Raw genomic sequence first — 18,987 nt, 5'->3', positions numbered from 1 at the left:
GGTTCCTCTTCCGCCGACCCCGTCGGGGATCGGTGTCGGTATCGGTGAGGAACGGCCCCGCAAACGCCGAAGGCCGCCCCTCGGGCGGCCTTCGCGAAGTCTTGCGTACGCGCAGTCAGTGGGCCGCCGGATGAGCGGTCCACCACCAGTTCTGGGTCGAAAGCGCGAACATGGGACGCACCCTACCCCACGCCCACCTGAGCAGGAGGGCGTCTCACCTGTCGAGCCGGGCGAAAACGACTCGACACGACCCCGTAATGTGGAGGGCGTGACCGTGAACGCTAAGACCAGCGCGAGCGCTGGCAACACCTGGCGAGACCTGCCCGCGGCGCAGCAGCCCGAGTACCCCGACACCGAGGCTCTGCGCGCAGTGATCGCGGACCTCGAGTCGTATCCGCCGCTCGTCTTCGCGGGCGAGTGCGACCAGCTGCGCGCCCGGATGGCGGCCGTCGCCAAGGGAGAGGCGTTCCTCCTCCAGGGCGGCGACTGCGCCGAGGCCTTCGACGCCGTGTCCGCCGATCACATCCGCAACAAGCTCAAGACGCTGCTCCAGATGGGCGCCGTGCTGACGTACGCGGCCTCGGTGCCGGTCGTCAAGGTCGGCCGGATCGCCGGCCAGTACTCCAAGCCGCGCTCCAAGGGCACCGAGACCCGCGACGGCGTGACCCTGCCGACGTACCGCGGCGACTCCGTCAACGGCTTCGCCTTCGACGAGAAGTCCCGGGTCCCGGACCCCGAGCGGCTGAAGCGGATGTACAACGCGTCCGCCTCCACGCTCAACCTGGTGCGCGCCTTCACCACCGGTGGTTACGCCGACCTGCGCCAGGTGCACGCCTGGAACCAGGACTTCGTGAAGTCGTCCCCGTCCGGTCAGCGCTACGAGCAGCTCGCGCGCGAGATCGACCAGGCGCTGAACTTCATGCACGCCTGCGGGGCCGACCCGGAGGAGTTCAAGACGGTCGAGTTCTTCTCCTCGCACGAGGCGCTGCTGCTCGACTACGAGTCCGCCCTGACCCGGGTCGACTCCCGCACCGGGCGGCTGTACGACGTCTCGGCGCACATGGTGTGGATCGGTGAGCGCACCCGGCAGCTGGACCACGCCCACATCGAGTTCGCCTCGAAGATCCGCAACCCGATCGGCATCAAGCTCGGCCCGACGACCACGGCCGAGGAGGCGCTCCAGTACATCGACCGTCTGGACCCGGACCGTGAGCCCGGGCGGCTGACCTTCATCGTGCGCATGGGCGCCGACAAGGTCCGCGACAAGCTGCCCGAGCTGGTCGAGAAGGTCAGCGCCTCGGGCGCGACGGTGGCCTGGATCACCGACCCGATGCACGGCAACACCTACGAGGCGGCCTCGGGTCACAAGACCCGCCGGTTCGACGACGTGCTCGACGAGGTCAAGGGCTTCTTCGAGGTCCACAAGGGCCTCGGCACCCACCCGGGCGGCATCCACGTGGAGCTCACCGGCGACGACGTCACCGAGTGCGTGGGAGGCGGCGACGAGATCTTCGTCGACGACCTCCACCAGCGCTACGAGACGGCCTGCGACCCGCGTCTCAACCGGAGCCAGTCCCTGGACCTGGCCTTCCTCGTCGCGGAGATGTACCGGGACCAGTAGCCCGCGGAGCACGGCGGTGGGGCGCGGATCACATACGATCCGCGCCCCACCGGCCTTTTGCAGACTCGGAGCGCCGGGTAAGGTTAGGTTAGCCTTATTGATCTCGGCGGGAGGTGAATCCGCGTGTTCGTGTGCAGTTGCTTCGGTGTGACCGAGGCGCAGGTCCAGCAGCACGCGGCGAGCGGTGCCTGCACGCCCCGCCAGATAGCCTCCGCCTGCAAGGCGGGCACCGACTGCGGCTCCTGCGTCCGCCGCATCCAGGCGATCCTCGGGCGGGGCGCCCTGCCCCGGCGCGACCTCGCCGACCGGGGCGCGCTGGTGGCGTCCGACGCGGAGCTGCTCGAAGAAGCCGCCTGAGGGGCCACCCGGCTCCCGGCCCGGCCCGCGCGAACCCCGCGGGTGTCAGCTCTCCGGCTGCTCGATCAGCTGCGCCAGGTAGAGCGCCTCGCCGAGCTTCTCCACCAGGTCCAGCTGGGTGTCGAGGTAGTCGATGTGGTGCTCCTCGTCCGCGAGGATCGACTCGAAGATGTTCGCGGACGTGATGTCACCCTTTTCCCGCATCACCTTGATGCCGCGCTTCAGCCGGTCGATCGCCTCGACCTCGACCTGCCGGTCGGCCTCGAACATCTCCTTGACCGTCTGTCCGACGCGGACGTGGAACAGCCGCTGGTAGTTCGGCAGCCCCTCCAGGAACAGGATCCGGTCGGTGAGCACCTCGGCGTGCTTCATCTCGTCGAACGACTCGTGCCGCGTGTACTTGGCGAGCTTCGTCCAGCCGAAGTTCTCCTGCATCTTGGCGTGCAGGAAGTACTGGTTGATCGCGGTGAGCTCGCCGGTGAGCTGCTCGTTGAGGAACTCGATGACCTCGGGGTCGCCCTGCATCGCAGAGGCTCCTTCCGGACGGGGATCGGGATGAGGAATCGGGAGGTTGCCGCCGCATGATTGCACCGGTGCCGAAGATCGTCCAGTAAGTGCGTACTTAGTAAGTTAGTGCATGCTTAGTCGCACTTGCCCGATTCGGGATATGCCCGGTCATGGCTGGTCATGTGCACCGTCCGGGGTCTGTCAGGATGGAGTCATGGGGCAACCGGTGGAGCGTGGGTCTGGAGAAGAGGCGGTGTCCGAGCTTCCGCCGGGACAGCGGCTCCAGCGGGGCTGGCCGGTCACGCACTACGGCCCGGTGCCCCGGTTCCGCCCCGAGCGCTGGGAGTTCCGGGTCTTCGGCGCCACCGCCGACGGCGAGAAGCACTGCTGGAGCCACGACGAGTTCACGGCCCTCCCCTACGCCTCCGTCGTGGCCGATCTGCACTGCGTGACGAAGTTCAGCATGCTCGGCGCCGAATGGGGCGGGATCCCGGCCCGCACGATCCTGGAGAGCGCACCCCCGGCCCCGAACGTCACCCATGTGATGGTGTGGGCCGAGTACGGATTCAGCTCGAACCTGCGGCTGTCCGACTTCGCCTCCGAGCGCACGATCTTCGCCACCCACAAGGACGGCGAGCTGCTCACCGCCGAGCACGGCTTCCCGCTGCGGCTGGTCGTCCCGCACCTCTACGCCTGGAAGGGCCCCAAGTGGGTCCGCGGCGTCGAGTACATGACCGCGGACCGCCGCGGCTTCTGGGAGGAGCGCGGCTACCACAACGTCGGCGACCCCTGGAAGGAACAGCGCTACTCGTACCAGGAGGGCCCGGGGGACGGACCCGAACTCTGACGGATGCCCCGCGGCGTCAGCCGTCGCGGAGCTTCTTCAGCCGTTCCACGTCCGTCGCGTGGCCTTCCTTGCCGCCGGGCGTCTCGATGATCAGCGGTACGCCCGCGGTGGCCGGATGCGTCATCAGCGCCCGGAACGGGTCCTCGCCGATGTGCCCGGCGCCGATGTTCTCGTGCCGGTCCTTGTGGGCTCCCGCCACGTCCTTGGAGTCGTTGGCGTGGACCAGCTTCAGCCTGCCCTCGCCCACCGTGTCCACCAGCAGGTCGAGCGTCTCGTGCATCCCGGCCGGACCGGTCAGATCGTGGCCGGCCGCGAAGATGTGACAGGTGTCGAGGCAGACACCCAGCCGCGGATGGGAGTCCAGCGCCTCGAAGTACGGCCCGAAGTCCCAGGTCCGGGAGCAGAGCGACGAGCCCTGGCCCGCCGTGGACTCCAGCAGCAGGAACGGGTCGTCGTCGTGGGTCAGCTCGTCCAGCAGGGGAAGCAGGTGCTCCCGCACCTGCTTCAGCGCCACGGACCGGTCCCGGCCGCCCGTCGCGCTCCCCGTGTGGACGACCACCCCGAGCGCGCCGATCTCCCGGCCGCGACGCAGCGAGTGCCGCATCGACTCCACCGACCTCTCGGCGGTCGCCTCGGTGTGCGAGCCGAAGTTGATCAGGTACGGCGCGTGCACGTAGGCCGGGACCGAACGGGCCGCGCACGCCTGGCGGAAGGCCTCGTCCTGGCGCGGACTGCCGACGGGCGTGGCCCAGCCGCGCGGGTTGGCGACGAACACCTGGACCGCCTCGGCGCCCAGGTCGTGCGCGTAGGACATGCCCACGTCGTGCAGACCGCCGGCCACCGGGACATGGCCGCCGACGGGGTTGCGGGAGGGGAAGGGGGCTCGCGGACTCACCCGTTCAGGGTGTCATGCCCGCGGGGCCCGCCCGTCACCGGATGGTGATCGTGATCGTCGACCCCTTGGGCGCCGAGTCGCCGGCCTTCACCGACTGCTTCTTCACGGTGTCGCCGAACAGCCCGAGCAGTCCCCGGTCCTCCTTGACCTCGAACCCGGACTGCTCGAGGAGCGACTTGGCGTCGTCGACGCTCGCGCCGACCACGTCCGGCACCTCGACCAGCTCGGGCCCCTTGGACAGGGTCAGCGTCACCGTGTCGCCGTCGGCGGCCTCGCTGTCCGCCTCCGGGGTCTGCGCCGCCACCTGGCCCTTGTCGAACTCGGAGTTGACCTGACCGGCGGCGACCTTCACCTTCAGTCCGGCCTCCGCCAGCTCGGCGCGGGCGTCGGCCAGGTCCTCGCCGGTGACGTCCGGCACGTCGACCGGGCTGCCCTTGCTGACCACGATCGACACCGCGGTGCCCGCCCGGCGCTCGGTGCCGGCCGCCGGGTCGGTGCTGATCACGAAGCCCTTCAGGACGTCCTCGCTGAACGCCTTGTCGACCAGCCCCGGCTCCAGGCCGTCCTCCTTCAGCAACTGCTCGGCCTTGTCGAGCCGGGAGCCCTTCACATCGGGCACCTTCACGATCTCCGGGCCGTCGGACACCGTGAGCGTCACCGCGTCGTGCTTGCGGATCCGGGCGCCCGGCCCGGGGTCCGTCTCCATGACGGTGCCGCGCTTCACGGTGTCGCTGTTGCGGTGCTCGACCTTGCCGACCTTCAGCCCGGCGGCCTCCAGCCGTGCCCTGGCCTGCGCCTCCTTCTGCGTCAGCACCGCCGGGACCTTGGTGAACTGGCCGGAGTTGATGTACCAGACGCCGGCGCCCACACCGAGCACCAGCAGGAGCGCGGTGACGAGCGCCAGCACCCCGCGCCGGGGCCGCACGGTACGGCGCCGGGGCGGCAGCGGCGGCGGGCTGCGGAACTGCGAGGTGCGGTCGAGCGGGTCCTCGCCGCCCGCGGGGACGTCCCCGTCGACGGGCAGCGGCCGGGGCACCGTGAGCGAGCGCGGAATCACGCTCGTGCGGTCCTCGGCGATGTCGTGGCCGTCGGAGACGGCCTGCGGCGGCACCAGGTCCAGCTGCTCGTCGGTGAGCGCGGCGCGCGTCTCCAGCGTCCGGCCCAGCAGCGCGACGGCGTCATGGGCCCGGGCGCCGGGATCACGGGCGGTGGCCGACGCGACCAGCGCGTCCAGCTCGAAGGGCAGGCCGGGCACCAGGGCCGACGGCGGCGGGACGTCCTCGTGCAGGTGCTTGTAGAGCACGATCGCGGGGGAGTCCCCGTCGTGCGGCTTCTCGCCGGTGAGCATCTCGTGGAGCACCACCCCGCACGCGTACACGTCGACGCGGGGGTCGGCGACGCCGGGCTGCTCGATCTGCTCGGGGGCGAGATAGGCGACCGTGCCCAGCACGGCCCCCGTGGTGCTGGTCACGGTGTCGACGGACCGGACCAGCCCGAAGTCCGCGACCTTGACCCGACCGTCGTCCCCTATCAGGACGTTCTCGGGCTTCATGTCCCGGTGCACGAACCCGGCCCGGTGCGCGGCGCCGAGCGCCGCAAGCACGGGCTCCAGGATGTCCAGCGCGGCGCGCGGCTGGAGCGCCCCGCGCTCGCGCAGCACGTCACGCAGCGTGCACCCGGCGATGTACTCCATGGCCAGGTAGACGTACGACCCGTCGGTGCCCTGGTCGAACACCTGGACCACGTTCGGGTGGGCCAGCCGGGCGACGGACTTCGCCTCCCGGATGAACCGTTCGACGAACGCCCCGTCGGCGGCGAGCGCCGGATGCATCACCTTGAGCGCGAGCACGCGGTCCAGGCGGGTGTCCACGGCCCGGTAGACCGTGGCCATCCCGCCGACCGCGATCCGCGCCTCGACGCGATACCGGCCGTCGAGCAGCTGCCCGACCAGAGGGTCCTGAAGGGTCGTGTCCACGCAGGTGAGTGTACGAGCCGCCGCCGACAGCGCCGCCGGTTCCACCGCGATCGCAGCGCTACTGGGGCCGACCTGTGACGCAATGCACCGGCCCGGCGGCGCCCGGCTCCGTAGACCGGACGGCAGCCGCTCGCGTTCGGAGGACGGCAGTCGCCCGCGGTCAGAAGGCGGGACGCTCGGGGTCCAGCACCGCCCGGCCCTCCACGGGCGAGGACGCCTCGGCGAAGTAGCGGGGCGGGATCCGGCCGGCCAGCCGGGCCAGCCGCCCCGCCTCCACCCCGGCCCGCATCGCCGAAGCCATCCGCTCCGGATCCCGCGCCCGGGTGACCGCCGACGCCAGCATCACCCCGGCGCAGCCCAGCTCCATGGCCAGCGCCGCGTCCGACGCCGTACCGGCCCCCGCGTCCAGGATCACCGGCACCCGCGCGTGCTCGACGATCAGCCGGAAGTTGTGCGGGTTGCGGATGCCCAGGCCGGAGCCGATCGGCGAACCCAGCGGCATCACCGCCGCGCACCCCACGTCCTCCAGCTTCCTGGCCAGCACCGGATCGTCGTTGGTGTACGGCAGCACCGTGAAACCGTCGTCCACCAGGGTCTCGGCCGCCTCCAGCAGCTCGATCGGGTCCGGCAGCAGGGTGCGCTCGTCGGCGACGACCTCCAGCTTGACCAGGGAGGTGCCCAGCGCCTCCCGGGCCAGCCTGGCCGTGAGCACCGCCTCCCCTGCGGTGAAGCACCCCGCCGTGTTCGGCAGCACCCCGATGCCGAGCCGCTCCAGCACCGACAGCACGGAACCGTGCACCGAGGGGTCCACCCGCCGCATGGCGACCGTCGTCAGCTCGGTGCCGGACGCCACCAGGGCCCGTTCCAGCACCTCCAGGCTGGGCGCACCGCCCGTCCCCATGATCAGGCGCGAGGAGAGCGGCACACCGCCGAGGACGAAGGAGTCGTCCGCCATGGCTCAGCCCCCCTGGACCGCGGTGAGGACCTCCACCCGGTCGCCGTCGCCGAGCACCGTGACCGCCCACCGCGCGCGCGGGACGACGGTCTCGTTGAGCGCGGCGGCCACCCCGGAGGGCGCGGCCGTCAGGGACCGGACGACGCTGTCGAGAGCCGTGCCGGGAGCGAACTCCCGCCGCTCCCCGTTGACCGAGACGTGCACGGCGGCGCCGGTGCGGGCGTTCATACGGGCTGCTCCGAGAGTGCGGCGGCGCCGAAGCGCCGGGGGGTGAAGGGACGGGCCTCGTCGGGGAGTTCCCCGGTGGCCAGGACGTGCGCCATCGCGTCGCCCGTCACCGGTGTCAGCAGCACGCCGTTGCGGTAGTGCCCGGTGGCCAGCAGCAGTCCCGGCAGCTGCGTCGGGCCGAGCAGCGGCGCGTTGTCCGGAGTGCCGGGCCGCAGCCCCGCGCGCGTCTCGGTGAGGGGCAGTTCGGTGATGCCCGGGACCAGCTCGTGGGCGTCGCGCAGCAGCTCGTACACGCCCCCCGCCGTCACCGTGGTGTCCCAGCCCAGTTCCTCGCTGGTCGCGCCCACGACGAGCTCGCCGTTCTCCCGGGGGACCAGGTACACCTGGCTGCCGCGCACCACCGCCCGCACCGTCCGGCTCAGGAACGGCGCGTAGCGCGGCGTCACGGTAAGCCGCAGCACCTGGCCCTTCACCGGCCGCACCGGGGGCAGCACGTCCCGCGGGACCCCCGCGAGCCGCCCGCTCAGGCTGCCGCCCGCGAGCACCACCTGCCCCGCGGCCAGCGTCGCGCCGTCCCGCGTGACGACCCCCGCGGCCCTCCCGCCGGCGACGGACAGCCGCTCGGCCCGCACGCGGTGGAAGACCACCCCGGCCCGCTCGCAGGCGGCCAGCAGCGCGGCGGTCAGCCGCCGCGGGTCGATCTGGTGGTCGCCGTCCACCCGCAGTCCGCCCCGCACCCCCGGTGCGAGCAGCGGCTCCAGGCGCCGGCACTCCCGGCCGGACAGCCACTCCGACTCCAGCCCCGACCGCGCTTGCAGGGCGTGCAGTTCGCGCAGGTGGGCACGGTCGTCGGAGTCCAGGGCGACCGCGAGCGTGCCGCAGCGCCGGTAGCCGAGGTCGTGCCCGGTCAGCTCCGTCAGCTCGGCCGCGAAGTCCGGGTAGCGGCGGGCCGAGGCCAGGTTGAGCCCGAGCAGGGTCTGCTCCCCGTGGTGCAGTTCCGTGACGGCGGCCAGCATCCCGGCCGCCACCTGGGCGGCCCCGCCGCCCGGCGCCGGATCGGCCACCGCCGTGGCGAAGCCGCGCTGCGCGGCCCGCCAGGCCGTGACCAGGCCGATGATCCCGCCACCGATGACGAGGACGTCTGACGTACGTGGAGACGACATGGGCGTCCAGCCCCTCCCTTCGCCGGCATGACCCGGATCAGGTTCGTACGGTCGGAGGCCGCCAGCCTCCCTCTCAGCCCGGTGCGTCCGGGCTCCCGCGAGTGCTCTAGGTTGGCCACCCTAGCCCGTGGTCCGGCGCCTCTGTAAGGGAGCCTTCCGTCATGCCCCGCTCGTTGGACGGCCTCGTCCTCGCCCCCGTCGCCGACCAGGCGCCGGGCCAGGTCGGCACCCGCACCCGCTTCACGTACCACGAACGCGGCGGTGAGATCTGGGCCGAGTACACGGGCGGCGACGTCGTACGCGGGCATCTGGTGGGTACCCGGGAGGGGGACCGGCTCGACTTCCGGTACGTCCAGCTCAAGCACGACGGGACGACGTCCTCGGGGCACTGCGTGTCGACGGTCGTGGAGCTCGCGGACGGTCGGGTACGGCTGGAGGAGACCTGGGCGTGGGAGTCGCAGGAGGGCAGCGGCACCAGCGTTGTGGAGCAGGTCACGGCGCACGACGGCTGACTGACGATTCGTCAGCCGCCTAAGGTGATCAGGTGAGCGAGCAGAGGCAGGAACAAGGCGGCCCGTCCGGGCGGCGCGTGGTCGTCGTCGGAGCGGGCATGGCGGGTGTGCAGACCGCCGTCGCGCTGCGCGAACAGGGCTTCGACGGCACGGTGACGGTGATCGGCGCGGAGCCCCACCAGCCCTACGACCGGCCCCCGCTGTCCAAGGCCGTCCTGCTCGGCAACGCCGAGGGCTCCGCCTTCGACGTCGACTTCGATGGCCTCGGCATCGACCTGGTGCTCGGCCGCGAGGTCGACGGCCTGTGCCCCGCCGACCACGAGCTGGACACCGCGGCCGGCCCCGTCCCGTACGACGTCCTCGTGCTCGCCACCGGAGCCGAACCGGTCCGGCTGCCCGGCGCCGAGGGCGTGCCCGGAGTGCACCTGCTGCGCACCCTGGACGACGCCGAGCGACTGCGACCCGTCCTCACCCGGCAGCACGACGTCGTGGTCGTGGGCGCCGGCTGGATCGGCGCCGAGTTCGCGACGGCCGCGCGCGAGGCCGGCTGCGAGGTCACCGTCGTGGAGGCCGCCGACCGCCCGCTGGCCGGGGCGCTGCCCGCCGAGGTCGCGGCCCCGATGACCGCCTGGTACGCCGACCACGGCGTCGCGCTGCGCACCCACACGCGCGTGGAGCGCGTCGAAGCCGGCGCGGTCGTCCTGGACGACGGCTCACGCGTGCCCGCGGGCGCCGTCGTCGTCGGCATCGGCGCCCGCCCCGCGACCGCCTGGCTGGCCGGTTCCGGCATCGCGCTGGGCGCCCACGGCGAAGTCGTGGCCGACGCGCGGCTGCGGACCTCCCTGCCCGACGTGTACGCGGTCGGCGACTGCGCCTCCTTCCCCTCGGGGCGGTACGGCGAACGGCTCCTCGTCCACCACTGGGACAACGCGCTCCAGGGCCCGCGCACGGTCGCGGCGAACATCGTCGGCGCCGCCACCGGCGAACCCCCGGCCGTCTACGACCCCGTCCCGTACTTCTGGTCCGAGCAGTTCGGCCGCTTCGTCCAGTACGCGGGGCACCACGCCGACGCCGACCGGGTCCTGTGGCGCGGCGACCCGTCGGGCCCGGCCTGGACGGTCTGCTGGCTGCGCGCCGGCCGGCTGGTCGCCCTGCTGGCCGTGGGGCGCCCCCGCGACCTCGCCCAGGGCAGGCGGCTGATCGAGGCGGGCACCCCCATGGAGCCACGGCTGCTCGCGGACCCGGCGCGGCCCATGAAGGCGGCGACCGCCGGGGCCTGAACCCCTGGCCGGACCGTCCCGGCTTCCGACTGTCAGCGGCAGATGGCAGGCTTGTTCCCGTGACCGAGATTGACGCAAAGACCGATGCTCTCGTCCCCGCCTGGCTCACCGTGCCCGACATCGCGGAGATGCTCGATGTCGACGTGATCCGCGTCCGGCAGCTGGTCAAGGAGGGCCAGCTCATCGCCGTACGCCGGGGGGAGAACCGTGCGCTGCACGTCCCCGCCGCCTTCATCGACGGGGACAAGGTGGTCAAGGGCCTGGCCGGAACCCTGACCCTGCTGCGGGACGACGGCTTCACGGACGAAGAGATGCTCGAGTGGCTCTTCACCCCCGACCCGAGCCTGCCCGGCACGCCGGCGCAGGCCCTGAGCGAGAACCGCGGCACGGAGGTGAAGCGCCGCGCCCAGGCGCTCGCCGTCTGATCCGCGTACCCGAACCGACACCCGGCGTACGGGGGCCCGCGCTCCCGTACGCCACCGCCCCGGGGGGGACCTCCGCATGCCCGACACCGCCCGCGCCCGGCTGGCCGGCGCCCTGCTGTACCTCTGCACGGACGCCCGCACCCGCCAGGGCGACCTGCCGCAGTTCCTGGACGCCGTCCTCGCGGGCGGCGTCGACATCGTCCAGCTACGGGACAAGGGCATGGAGGCCGCCGAGGAACTGGAGCACCTCCAGGTCTTCGCGGACGCCTGCGCCCGGCACGGCAAGCTCCTCGCGGTCAACGACCGGGCGGACGTCGCGCACGCGGCCGCCGCCGGGGTGCTCCATCTCGGACAGGGCGACCTGCCGGTCCCCGCGGCCCGCGCGATCCTCGGCGAGGACGTCCTGATCGGCCGCTCCACCCACACGGAGGCGGAGGCTCGGGCCGCCGCCGTCCAGGAGGGCGTGGACTACTTCTGCACCGGCCCGTGCTGGCCCACCCCGACCAAGCCCGGCCGGTCCGCCCCCGGCCTCGGTCTCGTCCGGCACACGGCCGCCCTCGGCACCGACCGCCCCTGGTTCGCCATCGGCGGTATCGACCTGGGCAACCTGGACGAGGTCCTCGCGGCGGGCGCCCGCCGGGTCGTCGTCGTACGGGCGATCACGGACGCGGACGACCCGGGTGCGGCGGCGGCGGAGTTCGCCGAGCGGCTGAGCGCGGTGTGACGGGCCGCTCCCGCTGTCCAAGGGATGGACAGCAAGTCGACAATCCGGGCAAATGTCCCGCATCCGGTTGGGCGACGGCCCACCCCTGACTAACCTGCGGGTATGGCCCTAGGAACCGCATCGACCAGGACGGACCGCGCCCGTACCGTGCGCGACATCCTGGCGACCGGCAAGACGACGTACTCGTTCGAGTTCTACGCGCCGAAGACGCCCAAGGGCGAGCGGAGCCTGTGGAACGCCCTGCGCAGGGTCGAGGCGGTCGCCCCCGACTTCGTCTCGGTGACGTACGGTGCCGGCGGCTCCACCCGGGCGACCACGGTCAAGGAGACCCAGCAGATCGTCGTCGACACCACGCTCACGCCGGTCGCGCACCTCACCGCCGTGAACCACTCCGTCGCCGAGCTGCGCAACATCATCGGCCAGTACGCCGACGCCGGGATCCGCAACATGCTCGCCGTGCGCGGCGACCCGCCCGGCGACCCGATGGGCGCGTGGGTGGCCCACCCCCAGGGACTCACCTACGCCGCCGAACTCGTGCAGCTCATCAAGGAGTCGGGCGACTTCTGCGTCGGCGTCGCGGCCTTCCCCGAGATGCACCCGCGCTCCGAGGACTGGGACACCGACGTCGCGCGCTTCGTCGACAAGTGCCGGGCGGGCGCCGACTACGCCATCACGCAGATGTTCTTCGAGCCGGAGTCGTACCTGCGTCTGCGCGACCGGGTGGAGACGGCCGGCTGTGTGACTCCGGTCATCCCCGAGGTCCTGCCGGTGACAAGTGTGAAGATGCTGGAAAGCCTGCCCAAGCTCAGCAACGCCCGCTTCCCGGCGGCCCTGAAAGAGCGGATCCTCACAGCCAAAGACGATCCGGCCGCTGTACGCTCCATTGGCATCGACTTCGCCACGGAGTTCTGCGCTCGGCTGCTCGCCGAGGGAGTGCCCGGACTGCACTTCATCACGCTCAACAACTCCACGGCGACGCTGGAAATCTACGAGAACCTGGGCCTGCACCACCCGCCGCAGGCCTAGACCGGCCGCACCGATATACGACACACTGCGTAGCGGCCACTGGGAGAGGGGCGTACATGGGCTGGACGGTCCTCTACATCGCGTTTGGCTTCGTCGCGCTGTGGCTGCTCGGCGAGGTTCTGTTGCAGTACAAGGCGCGGCTGCGCTGGCGGCTGCTGGCCTTCGTCGGCTTCCTCGGTGTGGTCCTCGGCGTCCTGATCCCGTCGGTCGTCGTCATCGCGCTGGGCGCGGCCGCCTTCGCCGTCGGCCAGACCTACGTCACGCTGTCGTTCCGCCGCGGCTTCGCCGAGGGCTGGGCCTTCCGCCGCGGGGAAGCGGACACGGACGGTGACGGCGGCATCGCCACCAAGCGCCGCCGCGGCAAGGCCGAGCGCAAGGACCCCACTCTGGAGGTCTCCGGCCTGGAGACGGGCGAGTCCGGCTTCGGCTCCGACGCCGGGTACGGCGCCGACGCCCCGGTCTTCGGTCAGGGCGGCGGCGCCTTCGGCGACACGGGCGCCCTCGCGGACGAGGACTACGACCGCGACGACGTCTTCACGCCCGCCGGCCGTGCCGCCGGCCCTTCGGCAGCCGAGACCACCTCCGTCTACGAGCCGCAGCCCATGCCCGACGAAACCGGCTCCTACGGCGTGTACAGCGACACCGCCTACGCCGCGGCCACCGGCCAGGGCCAGCCGCAGGACCAGTACGCCACCGCCGCCCAGGGCGCCGACCAGAACTACGGGTACGACACCTACGCCGGCTACCACCAGCAGCAGTACGGCTACGACGCCACCGGCGAGCAGCAGTACGCCGCCTACTCCGACCCGTACATCGGCACCCAGACCTACGGCGGCGGCTCCTACGACGCCGGCTACGGCCAGCAGCAGTACGACCAGCAGGGCTACGGCCAGGAGCAGTACGGCGCAGGCGGCTACGGGGAGACCCCGGCGGGCGGCGTCTGGGTCCCGCAGCAGCGCAACACCGACGGCGAACTCCCGCCGGAACAGCAGCAGTACCCGTACCAGGGCGACGGGCAGCAGCAGGGCCACCAGGGCACCGGCTACGACGAGCAGTACCGGTTCTGACGGTCGTGTCCCCCCGGGGACAGGCCCCGCCACATGCGGCCGGGGCCGCCGCGGTTCACTGCGAGCCGCGGAACTGCGGCCCCTCCACGATCAGTCCCGACACCAGCGCGCCCGACATGCCCGCGTGCGGCAGCCCACCGCCCGGGTGGGACCAGCCGCCGACCGTGAACAGCCCTTGCAGGGCGGTCGGGTTGGCCGGATGCAGCAGCCGCCCCCCGGCCGCGGCCAGCGCCGGCGCCGGAACCGATCCGCCCGCCGCGCCGGTCTCCCGCGCGATGTCGGCCGGGGTGCGCACCTCACGCCACAGGATCCGGTCGCGCAGACCGGGAACGGCGCGCTCGGCGACCGACACCAGGGCGTCCACCCGCTCCTCGGTGATCTCCGCCCCGGCGGGCACCACGGCACCGAGCGTGACGGCCTCGTGGGCGGAGTCCGGGACCAGGGCCGGGTCGCCGGGCCGCAGCACCGTCGTCGTCGGCAGCGCGGGCACCGACGGCTCCGTGCCGAAGAGGCTCGCCAACTCGCCGTCACGGTCGGGCGTGTGCACCACCGTCCGGTGCGCGGTCCCCTCGGGCCGGCCGCCGCGCAACGCGAGCAGCACCGTCACCCGGCTCGGCAGGCTCCGCTGGAGGGCCACTTCGCCGTCCGCGCGCGCGGGCAGTCCCACGCCGTCGCCGGGGGCGACCACGAACTCGGCCTCCCGGACCGTGCCGTCGGCGAGTTCCACGCCCGCGACCCGGCCGTCCTTCTCCAGGACCCGCACGACCTCGGCGCCGAAGACGAACTCCACCCGGCGGGCCACGCACCGCTCGTACACCGCGCGGGCCAGCTCCCGGATCCCGCCGCGCACGTACCACATGCCGAAGGCGTGCTCCATGTAGGGCAGGACGGCCGCGCTCGCCGGGGTGACGCGCGGGTCGAGGCCGTACGCGAGCGCGTGCCCCTCGACCAGCGCGGCGAGGCGGGGGTCACGCAGCTCCCAGGCGCCGATCTCGGCGACGGTGCCCGCCACCCGGGTGCGCAGCAGCCGCTTGTGCGGGACCGCCGGGTAGGGCTCACGGGCGGCCAGCACCGACCAGTCGGGCCACAGGGGCTCCTCCAGGAGCGGACGCCGGGTGCGGTCCCAGGCCTCCCGGGCCCGGACCAGGAAGTCGCCCCAGCGCTGTCCCGCCTGCCCGCCGAGCGACTCGTCCAGCGCCGCGACGACGCCCGCGCGTGAGGCGTTCGGCAGAGCCACCTCGGTGCCGTCCGCGAAGACGTGCCGGGCGCACGGGTCGACCTGCACCAGCTCGACCCGGTCCTCCAGCGACTCCTTGCCGGTCTTGACGAAGAGGTCGCGGTAGACGGCGGGCAGCGGCAGCAGCGCGGGGCCGGTGTCGAAGCCGAACCCGTCCCGTTCGAAGCGGCGCACCGCTCCGCCGTACGTCGCCGTCCGTTCGTACACCGTCACCCGGTGGCCCGCCACGGCCAGCCGGGCGGCCGCCGCCAGCGCGCCCATCCCGGCGCCGATCACCGCAATCCCTGCCATGCCCGCGACCTTATCGGCCGCCACCGGCGCGCACGCGGTCAGGCCGGTGGCGGCGGCCAGGGATGCCGGCCGAGCCTGCGTTCCTCGCGCCGCTGCCCCCGGCGCCGCAGGAACCGCCGGATCCGCGACACGAGGAAGAACAGGACCAGGACCCCGGCCAGCAGCAGCGCCCCCGCCACGACCGAGGCCGCGACCGGATGGAAGATCGCGAACGTCACGATCCCGGCGACCCCGAGGTCCTCGGCCAGACTCACGACGACGTTGCTGAACGGCTCGGGCGAGGTGTTGACCGCCATGCGGGTGCCGGCCTTCACCGCATGGCTGGCCAGGGCCGTCGAGCCGCCGAGCGCACCGGCCGCGAGGTCCGGGAGCGAACCGCTCTGGCCGGCGAGCAGCGCGCCGACCCAGGCACCGGCCGCCGGCCGGACGACCGTGTGCACGGTGTCCCACGCCGAGTCGACGTACGGGATCTTGTCGGCGACCGCCTCGCACAGGAACAGCAGCCCGGCGACGGCCATCACCTCGGGCCGCTGGAGGGAGGCGGGGACGTCGTCGCTCAGGCCGGTCGCCCCGAACACGCCGAGGAGCAGCACCACCGCGTAGGCGTTGATGCCGCTGGCCCAGCCGCTGGTGAACACGAGGGGGAGTACGGACACGGACGCGATCGTATCCAGTCGTCCGTCCGGCGTCCTGAGGATGAGCACGCGGCGCTGAGTACGCGTACCTAGGGGACGAGTTGAGTACGCGCACGGATGGGGGTGGAGGTGCGCGGAAGGGAGAGTGGTGGCACGGAGAAGGGGCGCGGCTCCGGCACCGGCGACACGGGGCGCCGGAATGGAGCGGCCCTCGATCCGCTCCTTCCGCCGGCTGTTGCGGCGGGAGTGAGACGCGGGGGGCACCCCGGGGGAACGACCGCACGGGGGAAGTGCAGGGAAACGGGGGACACGGGGGAAAAGGGGGAACGGGGGAGCACGAGAGAGCGCCGGTCCGAGGCGGCCCACGGGGGACGTGGCCACCGCGGACCGGCGCTTTCGTGCCTAACGGCGGCCGCTGACCCGCCCCTGGAGCAGCCGGGAGAGCGCCGCGTGGACGTCGTCCAGGGACCGCTCCGGCTGGAAGGCCTGCCAGTCCAGCGCGGCGACCAGCACCATGCCCACCAGCGCGGCCGCCGTCAGCGGCACGTCGATCTCCTCGCTGAACTCGCCGGTCCCGACGCCCTCGCGCAGCACCCCCTCGACGACGGCCACCGCCTCCTGCCGGACCACCATCAGCGTGGACTGCCAGGCCCGGTTGGTGCGCCACAGCTCGGCCACGTAGAGCTGGGTGAAGGACGGGTAGCGGTCGATGAAGACGAGGCCCGCGCGGACCATCGCGTCCAGCGCGTCGACCCTGCTGCCGCCCTCGCGGGCCGTGCGCTCGGCCGCCTCGCGCAGCGAGGCGGTGAGCAGGCCCACGCCGTGCCGCAGCAACTCCTCGAACAGGACCGACTTGCTGGCGAAGTTGTAGTAGACCGTGCCCTTCGCGACGCCCGCCCGCTCGGCGATCTCGTCCACTGTCGTGGCGGAGAAGCCCTGCTCGGCGATGAGCGTGACGGCTGCCTCGTAGAGCTTCTGCCGGGTGGCCTCGCGGCGGGTGCGGCCGCCCGGGGTGGTGCTGCTTTCCATGGTCCCGATTGTCACAGGAACCCCGCCCGCCGGATGCCGGATCGTCACAGGCTCAGCTCCGGATGCAGCCGGTCCAGGGTCCACACCTGACGGCGGCGCGCGGACAGGGCGGTCAGCGCGAGGGCCCCCAGGGTGAACGCCGCGAGCACCACGCACGCGTGCCAGACCGGTCCCGTGCCACCTCCCGTGATGAGTCTGCGCAGCGCCTCGACGACGTAACTCATCGGGAGGAAGGGGTGGATCGCGTTGAAGAAGCCGGGACTGGTCTGCACCGGGTAGGTGCCGCCCGCCGAGGTCAGCTGGAGCATCAGCAGGGCGAGGACGAGGATCCGGCCCGCCGCCCCGAAGCGCGCGTTGAGCCACTGCACGAGGGCCGCGAAGCACGCCGTCACCAGGAACAGGAAACCCATCGTCGCGGCGGCGTGGGTCATCTCCAGACCGATCGCCCAGTGCAGTACGGCCATCAGGGCCGTCGTCTGGAGCACTCCGATCGCGACCACCGGCAGCCAGCCCGCCAGCGCGACCCGCCACGCCGGGGCGCCGGCGGCGAGCGCGCGCCGGTTCATCGGCGTGATCAGCATGTACGCCACCATCGCGCCCACCCACAGCGACAGCGGGATGAAGTAGGGGGCGAAGCCGGTGCCGTAGTTCGGCGCCTTGTGCAGGTCGTGCGAGGCGAGCTGGACGGGGTCGGCCATCACGGCGGTGCGCGCGTCGCGCTGCCGTGCGTCGTAGTCGGGGATCTTCCCGGCGCCGTCGTGCAGGCCGTCGGCGAGCTTGCCGGAGCCGTCGGAGAGCTTGAAGATGCCGCCGTTGAGGTCCTGCGCGCCCGTCTCGAGCTCGGTGACGCCCGCGTCCAGGTCGACCGACCCCGTCTTGGCCGAACCGATCCCGGTGTGCAGCTTCTTGGCCCCCTTGGCGACCTTCGCCGCGCCCGTGTTGAGGGCGTTGACCTCGGTCACCGCGTCGTCGAGGTCCTCCGAGAGGTGCGGGGCGTCGTCGGCGAGCGACTGCGCCTGCTTCTGGAGGGCGGTGAGGTTCGTCCGGAGCGTCTTCAGGTCGCCGTCCTGGTCGGCGACGAGGGTGTTGAGGTCGTCGGCGACCTTCGCCACGTCGGCCGCCGCGTCCTTGGCCTTCGCCAGGTCGGCGCACGCGGTGTCGGGCAGCACCGGCGTCTCGCAGCGCGCCTTGTGGACGGCGGCGAGCGTGTCCGCGGCCGTGTGGGCGCCCTCGGCGGCGGTCGGCGCGACCTTGACCAGCGTCTTGAGGTTGTCGTTGATCACCTTCGCGGAGTCGGCCACCAGCTGGGCGGTGTCCCCGATGGTCTTCTCGTTCTTCGCTACGAAGGGGCTCAGGGTGTCGGCGACCCCGTTGACCTTGTCCGCCAGCTTCTGGGTGCCGTCCGCGACCTTCTGCGAGCCCTTCTCCAGGTCGTCGGCGCCCTTGTCGAGCGTCTTCAGGCCCTTGGCCAGTTTGCCGCTTCCGTCCTTGGCGTCGCCCAGACCGTCGGCGAGGGCCTTGGAGCCCTTCTCGGCCTTCCCGATGCCGCCGGTGAGGTCGTCGGCGCCGTCGGCGGCCTTCGCGGTCGCGCCGTGGATGTCGGAGAAGGAGACGAAGATCTTGTCGAGGAAGGAGCGCGAGGCCTTCGTGGACGCGGCCGTGCGCACCTCGCTGAAGACGGTGCGGGAGATCTGCCCGACGATGTAGTTGTTCGCGTCGTTGGTGCGCACCTGGAGCGCGCTCGTCGCGGGGGAGTCGCCCGCGCTGGACGCGATCCGCGCGCTGAAGTCCGCCGGCATGGTCAGCGACAGGTAGTACCTGCCGTCCTCCACGCCCGCGCGTGCCTCGGCGGCGCTCACCTCGCGCCAGTCGAAGACCTCGCTGTCCCGCAGGCCCTTGGTGATCTCGTCCCCGGCGCTGATCCTCCTGCCGTCGGCGGTGGCGCCCTTGTCGTCGTTCACGAGCGCCACGGGGATGCGGTCGAGGCGGCCGTAGGGGTCCCAGAAGGACCACAGGTACAGCGCGCCGTACAGCAGGGGCAGCAGCAGGAGCGCGACGAGGGCGGCCCGGGGGAGTCTGCCCCGGCCGAAGCGCCGCAGTTCGAGCGCGGCCAGTCTCGGCGATCGCATCCGTCTACTCCTTTTCCTGCTCGACACCGGCCCCGGGAGCGGCACCGGCACCGGCCTCGGTGGTCCTGGAGGTCCGGGCGGCCT

Annotated in this window: 20 protein-coding genes and 1 riboswitch; of the genes, 9 read left to right on the top strand and 11 right to left on the bottom strand. The window is 72.5% G+C overall.

From position 1 onward, the window contains the following. Positions 1-115: 115 nt before the first annotated feature. Entirely contained in the window at positions 116-172 is a 57-nt protein-coding gene (locus Saso_RS39010) for a trp operon leader peptide (RefSeq protein ID WP_078912442.1), read from the bottom strand. Positions 173-268: 96 nt separating this feature from the next. Here Saso_RS39010 and Saso_RS00545 point away from each other — a divergent pair, with 96 nt between their 5' ends. Together Saso_RS00545 and Saso_RS00540 are read left to right on the top strand one after the other, a co-directional pair. Next, positions 269-1,621, top strand: a complete 1,353-nt coding sequence (locus Saso_RS00545) for a class II 3-deoxy-7-phosphoheptulonate synthase (RefSeq protein ID WP_189916878.1) — start codon at positions 269-271, stop codon at positions 1,619-1,621. 123 nt (positions 1,622-1,744) lie between these two features. Further along, on the top strand, positions 1,745-1,978 hold the full coding sequence (locus tag Saso_RS00540; protein ID WP_189916877.1) for a (2Fe-2S)-binding protein: 234 nt from the start codon (positions 1,745-1,747) through the stop codon (positions 1,976-1,978). Between the two features lie 45 nt (positions 1,979-2,023). On the opposite strand, the gene bfr is transcribed toward Saso_RS00540, so the two are convergent. Further along, positions 2,024-2,503, bottom strand: a complete 480-nt coding sequence (bfr, locus tag Saso_RS00535) for a bacterioferritin (protein ID WP_189916875.1) — start codon at positions 2,501-2,503, stop codon at positions 2,024-2,026. 196 nt (positions 2,504-2,699) lie between these two features. Here bfr and Saso_RS00530 point away from each other — a divergent pair, with 196 nt between their 5' ends. Further along, the gene (locus Saso_RS00530; protein ID WP_189916873.1) at positions 2,700-3,332 is read left to right on the top strand and encodes a sulfite oxidase-like oxidoreductase; all 633 of its coding nucleotides are present in this window, start codon (positions 2,700-2,702) and stop codon (positions 3,330-3,332) included. A gap of 16 nt (positions 3,333-3,348) precedes the next feature. Here the strand turns inward: Saso_RS00530 and Saso_RS00525 are convergent, their stop codons facing one another. The 5 genes from Saso_RS00525 to thiO form a co-directional block, all read right to left on the bottom strand. Continuing rightward, positions 3,349-4,227 carry a deoxyribonuclease IV gene (locus Saso_RS00525; protein WP_189916871.1) on the bottom strand — a complete coding sequence of 293 codons (879 nt, stop codon included), beginning with the start codon at positions 4,225-4,227 and terminating at the stop codon, positions 3,349-3,351. A gap of 34 nt (positions 4,228-4,261) precedes the next feature. Next, positions 4,262-6,202, bottom strand: a complete 1,941-nt coding sequence (gene pknB, locus Saso_RS00520; RefSeq protein WP_189916869.1) for a Stk1 family PASTA domain-containing Ser/Thr kinase — start codon at positions 6,200-6,202, stop codon at positions 4,262-4,264. A gap of 160 nt (positions 6,203-6,362) precedes the next feature. Then, positions 6,363-7,157, bottom strand: a complete 795-nt coding sequence (locus Saso_RS00515) for a thiazole synthase (RefSeq protein WP_189916867.1) — start codon at positions 7,155-7,157, stop codon at positions 6,363-6,365. 3 nt (positions 7,158-7,160) lie between these two features. Then, complete coding sequence (thiS, locus tag Saso_RS00510; protein ID WP_189916865.1) at positions 7,161-7,385, bottom strand: sulfur carrier protein ThiS; 225 nt, start codon at positions 7,383-7,385, stop codon at positions 7,161-7,163. Then, positions 7,382-8,548 (bottom strand): glycine oxidase ThiO, encoded by a 1,167-nt coding sequence (gene thiO, locus Saso_RS00505; RefSeq protein WP_189916863.1) that lies wholly within the window; start codon positions 8,546-8,548, stop codon positions 7,382-7,384. The genes thiS and thiO overlap by 4 nt, the downstream gene beginning before the upstream one ends. After that, positions 8,546-8,657, bottom strand: a riboswitch (TPP riboswitch). (Overlaps the previous gene by 3 nt.) 52 nt (positions 8,658-8,709) lie before the next feature. Between thiO and Saso_RS00500 the strand changes: the two genes are divergently transcribed. From Saso_RS00500 to Saso_RS00475, 6 genes are all read left to right on the top strand, one after another. After that, positions 8,710-9,060, top strand: coding sequence for a hypothetical protein (locus Saso_RS00500; protein WP_189916862.1), 351 nt, complete (start codon positions 8,710-8,712; stop codon positions 9,058-9,060). A 32-nt stretch (positions 9,061-9,092) separates the two neighbouring features. After that, positions 9,093-10,340, top strand: a complete 1,248-nt coding sequence (locus tag Saso_RS00495; protein ID WP_268253183.1) for an NAD(P)/FAD-dependent oxidoreductase — start codon at positions 9,093-9,095, stop codon at positions 10,338-10,340. A 59-nt stretch (positions 10,341-10,399) separates the two neighbouring features. Then, complete coding sequence (locus tag Saso_RS00490; RefSeq protein ID WP_189916860.1) at positions 10,400-10,765, top strand: Rv2175c family DNA-binding protein; 366 nt, start codon at positions 10,400-10,402, stop codon at positions 10,763-10,765. 76 nt (positions 10,766-10,841) lie between these two features. Next, a complete protein-coding gene (gene thiE, locus Saso_RS00485) occupies positions 10,842-11,489 on the top strand; it encodes a thiamine phosphate synthase (protein WP_189916859.1) in 648 nt (215 codons plus the stop codon). A gap of 102 nt (positions 11,490-11,591) precedes the next feature. Then, a complete protein-coding gene (metF, locus tag Saso_RS00480; RefSeq protein ID WP_189916858.1) occupies positions 11,592-12,515 on the top strand; it encodes a methylenetetrahydrofolate reductase [NAD(P)H] in 924 nt (307 codons plus the stop codon). A 56-nt stretch (positions 12,516-12,571) separates the two neighbouring features. Further along, on the top strand, positions 12,572-13,582 hold the full coding sequence (locus Saso_RS00475; protein WP_189916857.1) for an SCO2102 family sporulation regulator: 1,011 nt from the start codon (positions 12,572-12,574) through the stop codon (positions 13,580-13,582). 55 nt (positions 13,583-13,637) lie between these two features. Here Saso_RS00475 and Saso_RS00470 read toward each other — a convergent pair whose 3' ends face one another. The 4 genes from Saso_RS00470 to Saso_RS00455 form a co-directional block, all read right to left on the bottom strand. Continuing rightward, positions 13,638-15,110 (bottom strand): phytoene desaturase family protein, encoded by a 1,473-nt coding sequence (locus tag Saso_RS00470; protein WP_189916856.1) that lies wholly within the window; start codon positions 15,108-15,110, stop codon positions 13,638-13,640. Positions 15,111-15,148: 38 nt separating this feature from the next. Further along, positions 15,149-15,766, bottom strand: a complete 618-nt coding sequence (locus tag Saso_RS00465) for a DUF4126 domain-containing protein (RefSeq protein WP_189916855.1) — start codon at positions 15,764-15,766, stop codon at positions 15,149-15,151. Positions 15,767-16,147: 381 nt separating this feature from the next. After that, on the bottom strand, positions 16,148-16,774 hold the full coding sequence (locus Saso_RS00460; RefSeq protein WP_189916854.1) for a TetR/AcrR family transcriptional regulator: 627 nt from the start codon (positions 16,772-16,774) through the stop codon (positions 16,148-16,150). Between the two features lie 44 nt (positions 16,775-16,818). Next, entirely contained in the window at positions 16,819-18,903 is a 2,085-nt protein-coding gene (locus tag Saso_RS00455; RefSeq protein ID WP_189916853.1) for a YhgE/Pip family protein, read from the bottom strand. Between the last annotated feature and the right edge of the window lie 84 nt (positions 18,904-18,987).

The sequence above is a fragment of the Streptomyces asoensis genome (assembly GCF_016860545.1).
In the GTDB taxonomy this organism is placed as follows: Bacteria; Actinomycetota; Actinomycetes; order Streptomycetales; family Streptomycetaceae; genus Streptomyces; species Streptomyces asoensis.
Note: the sequence above shows the minus strand (reverse complement) of the source record. Positions and strands in the feature narration are given on the sequence as shown.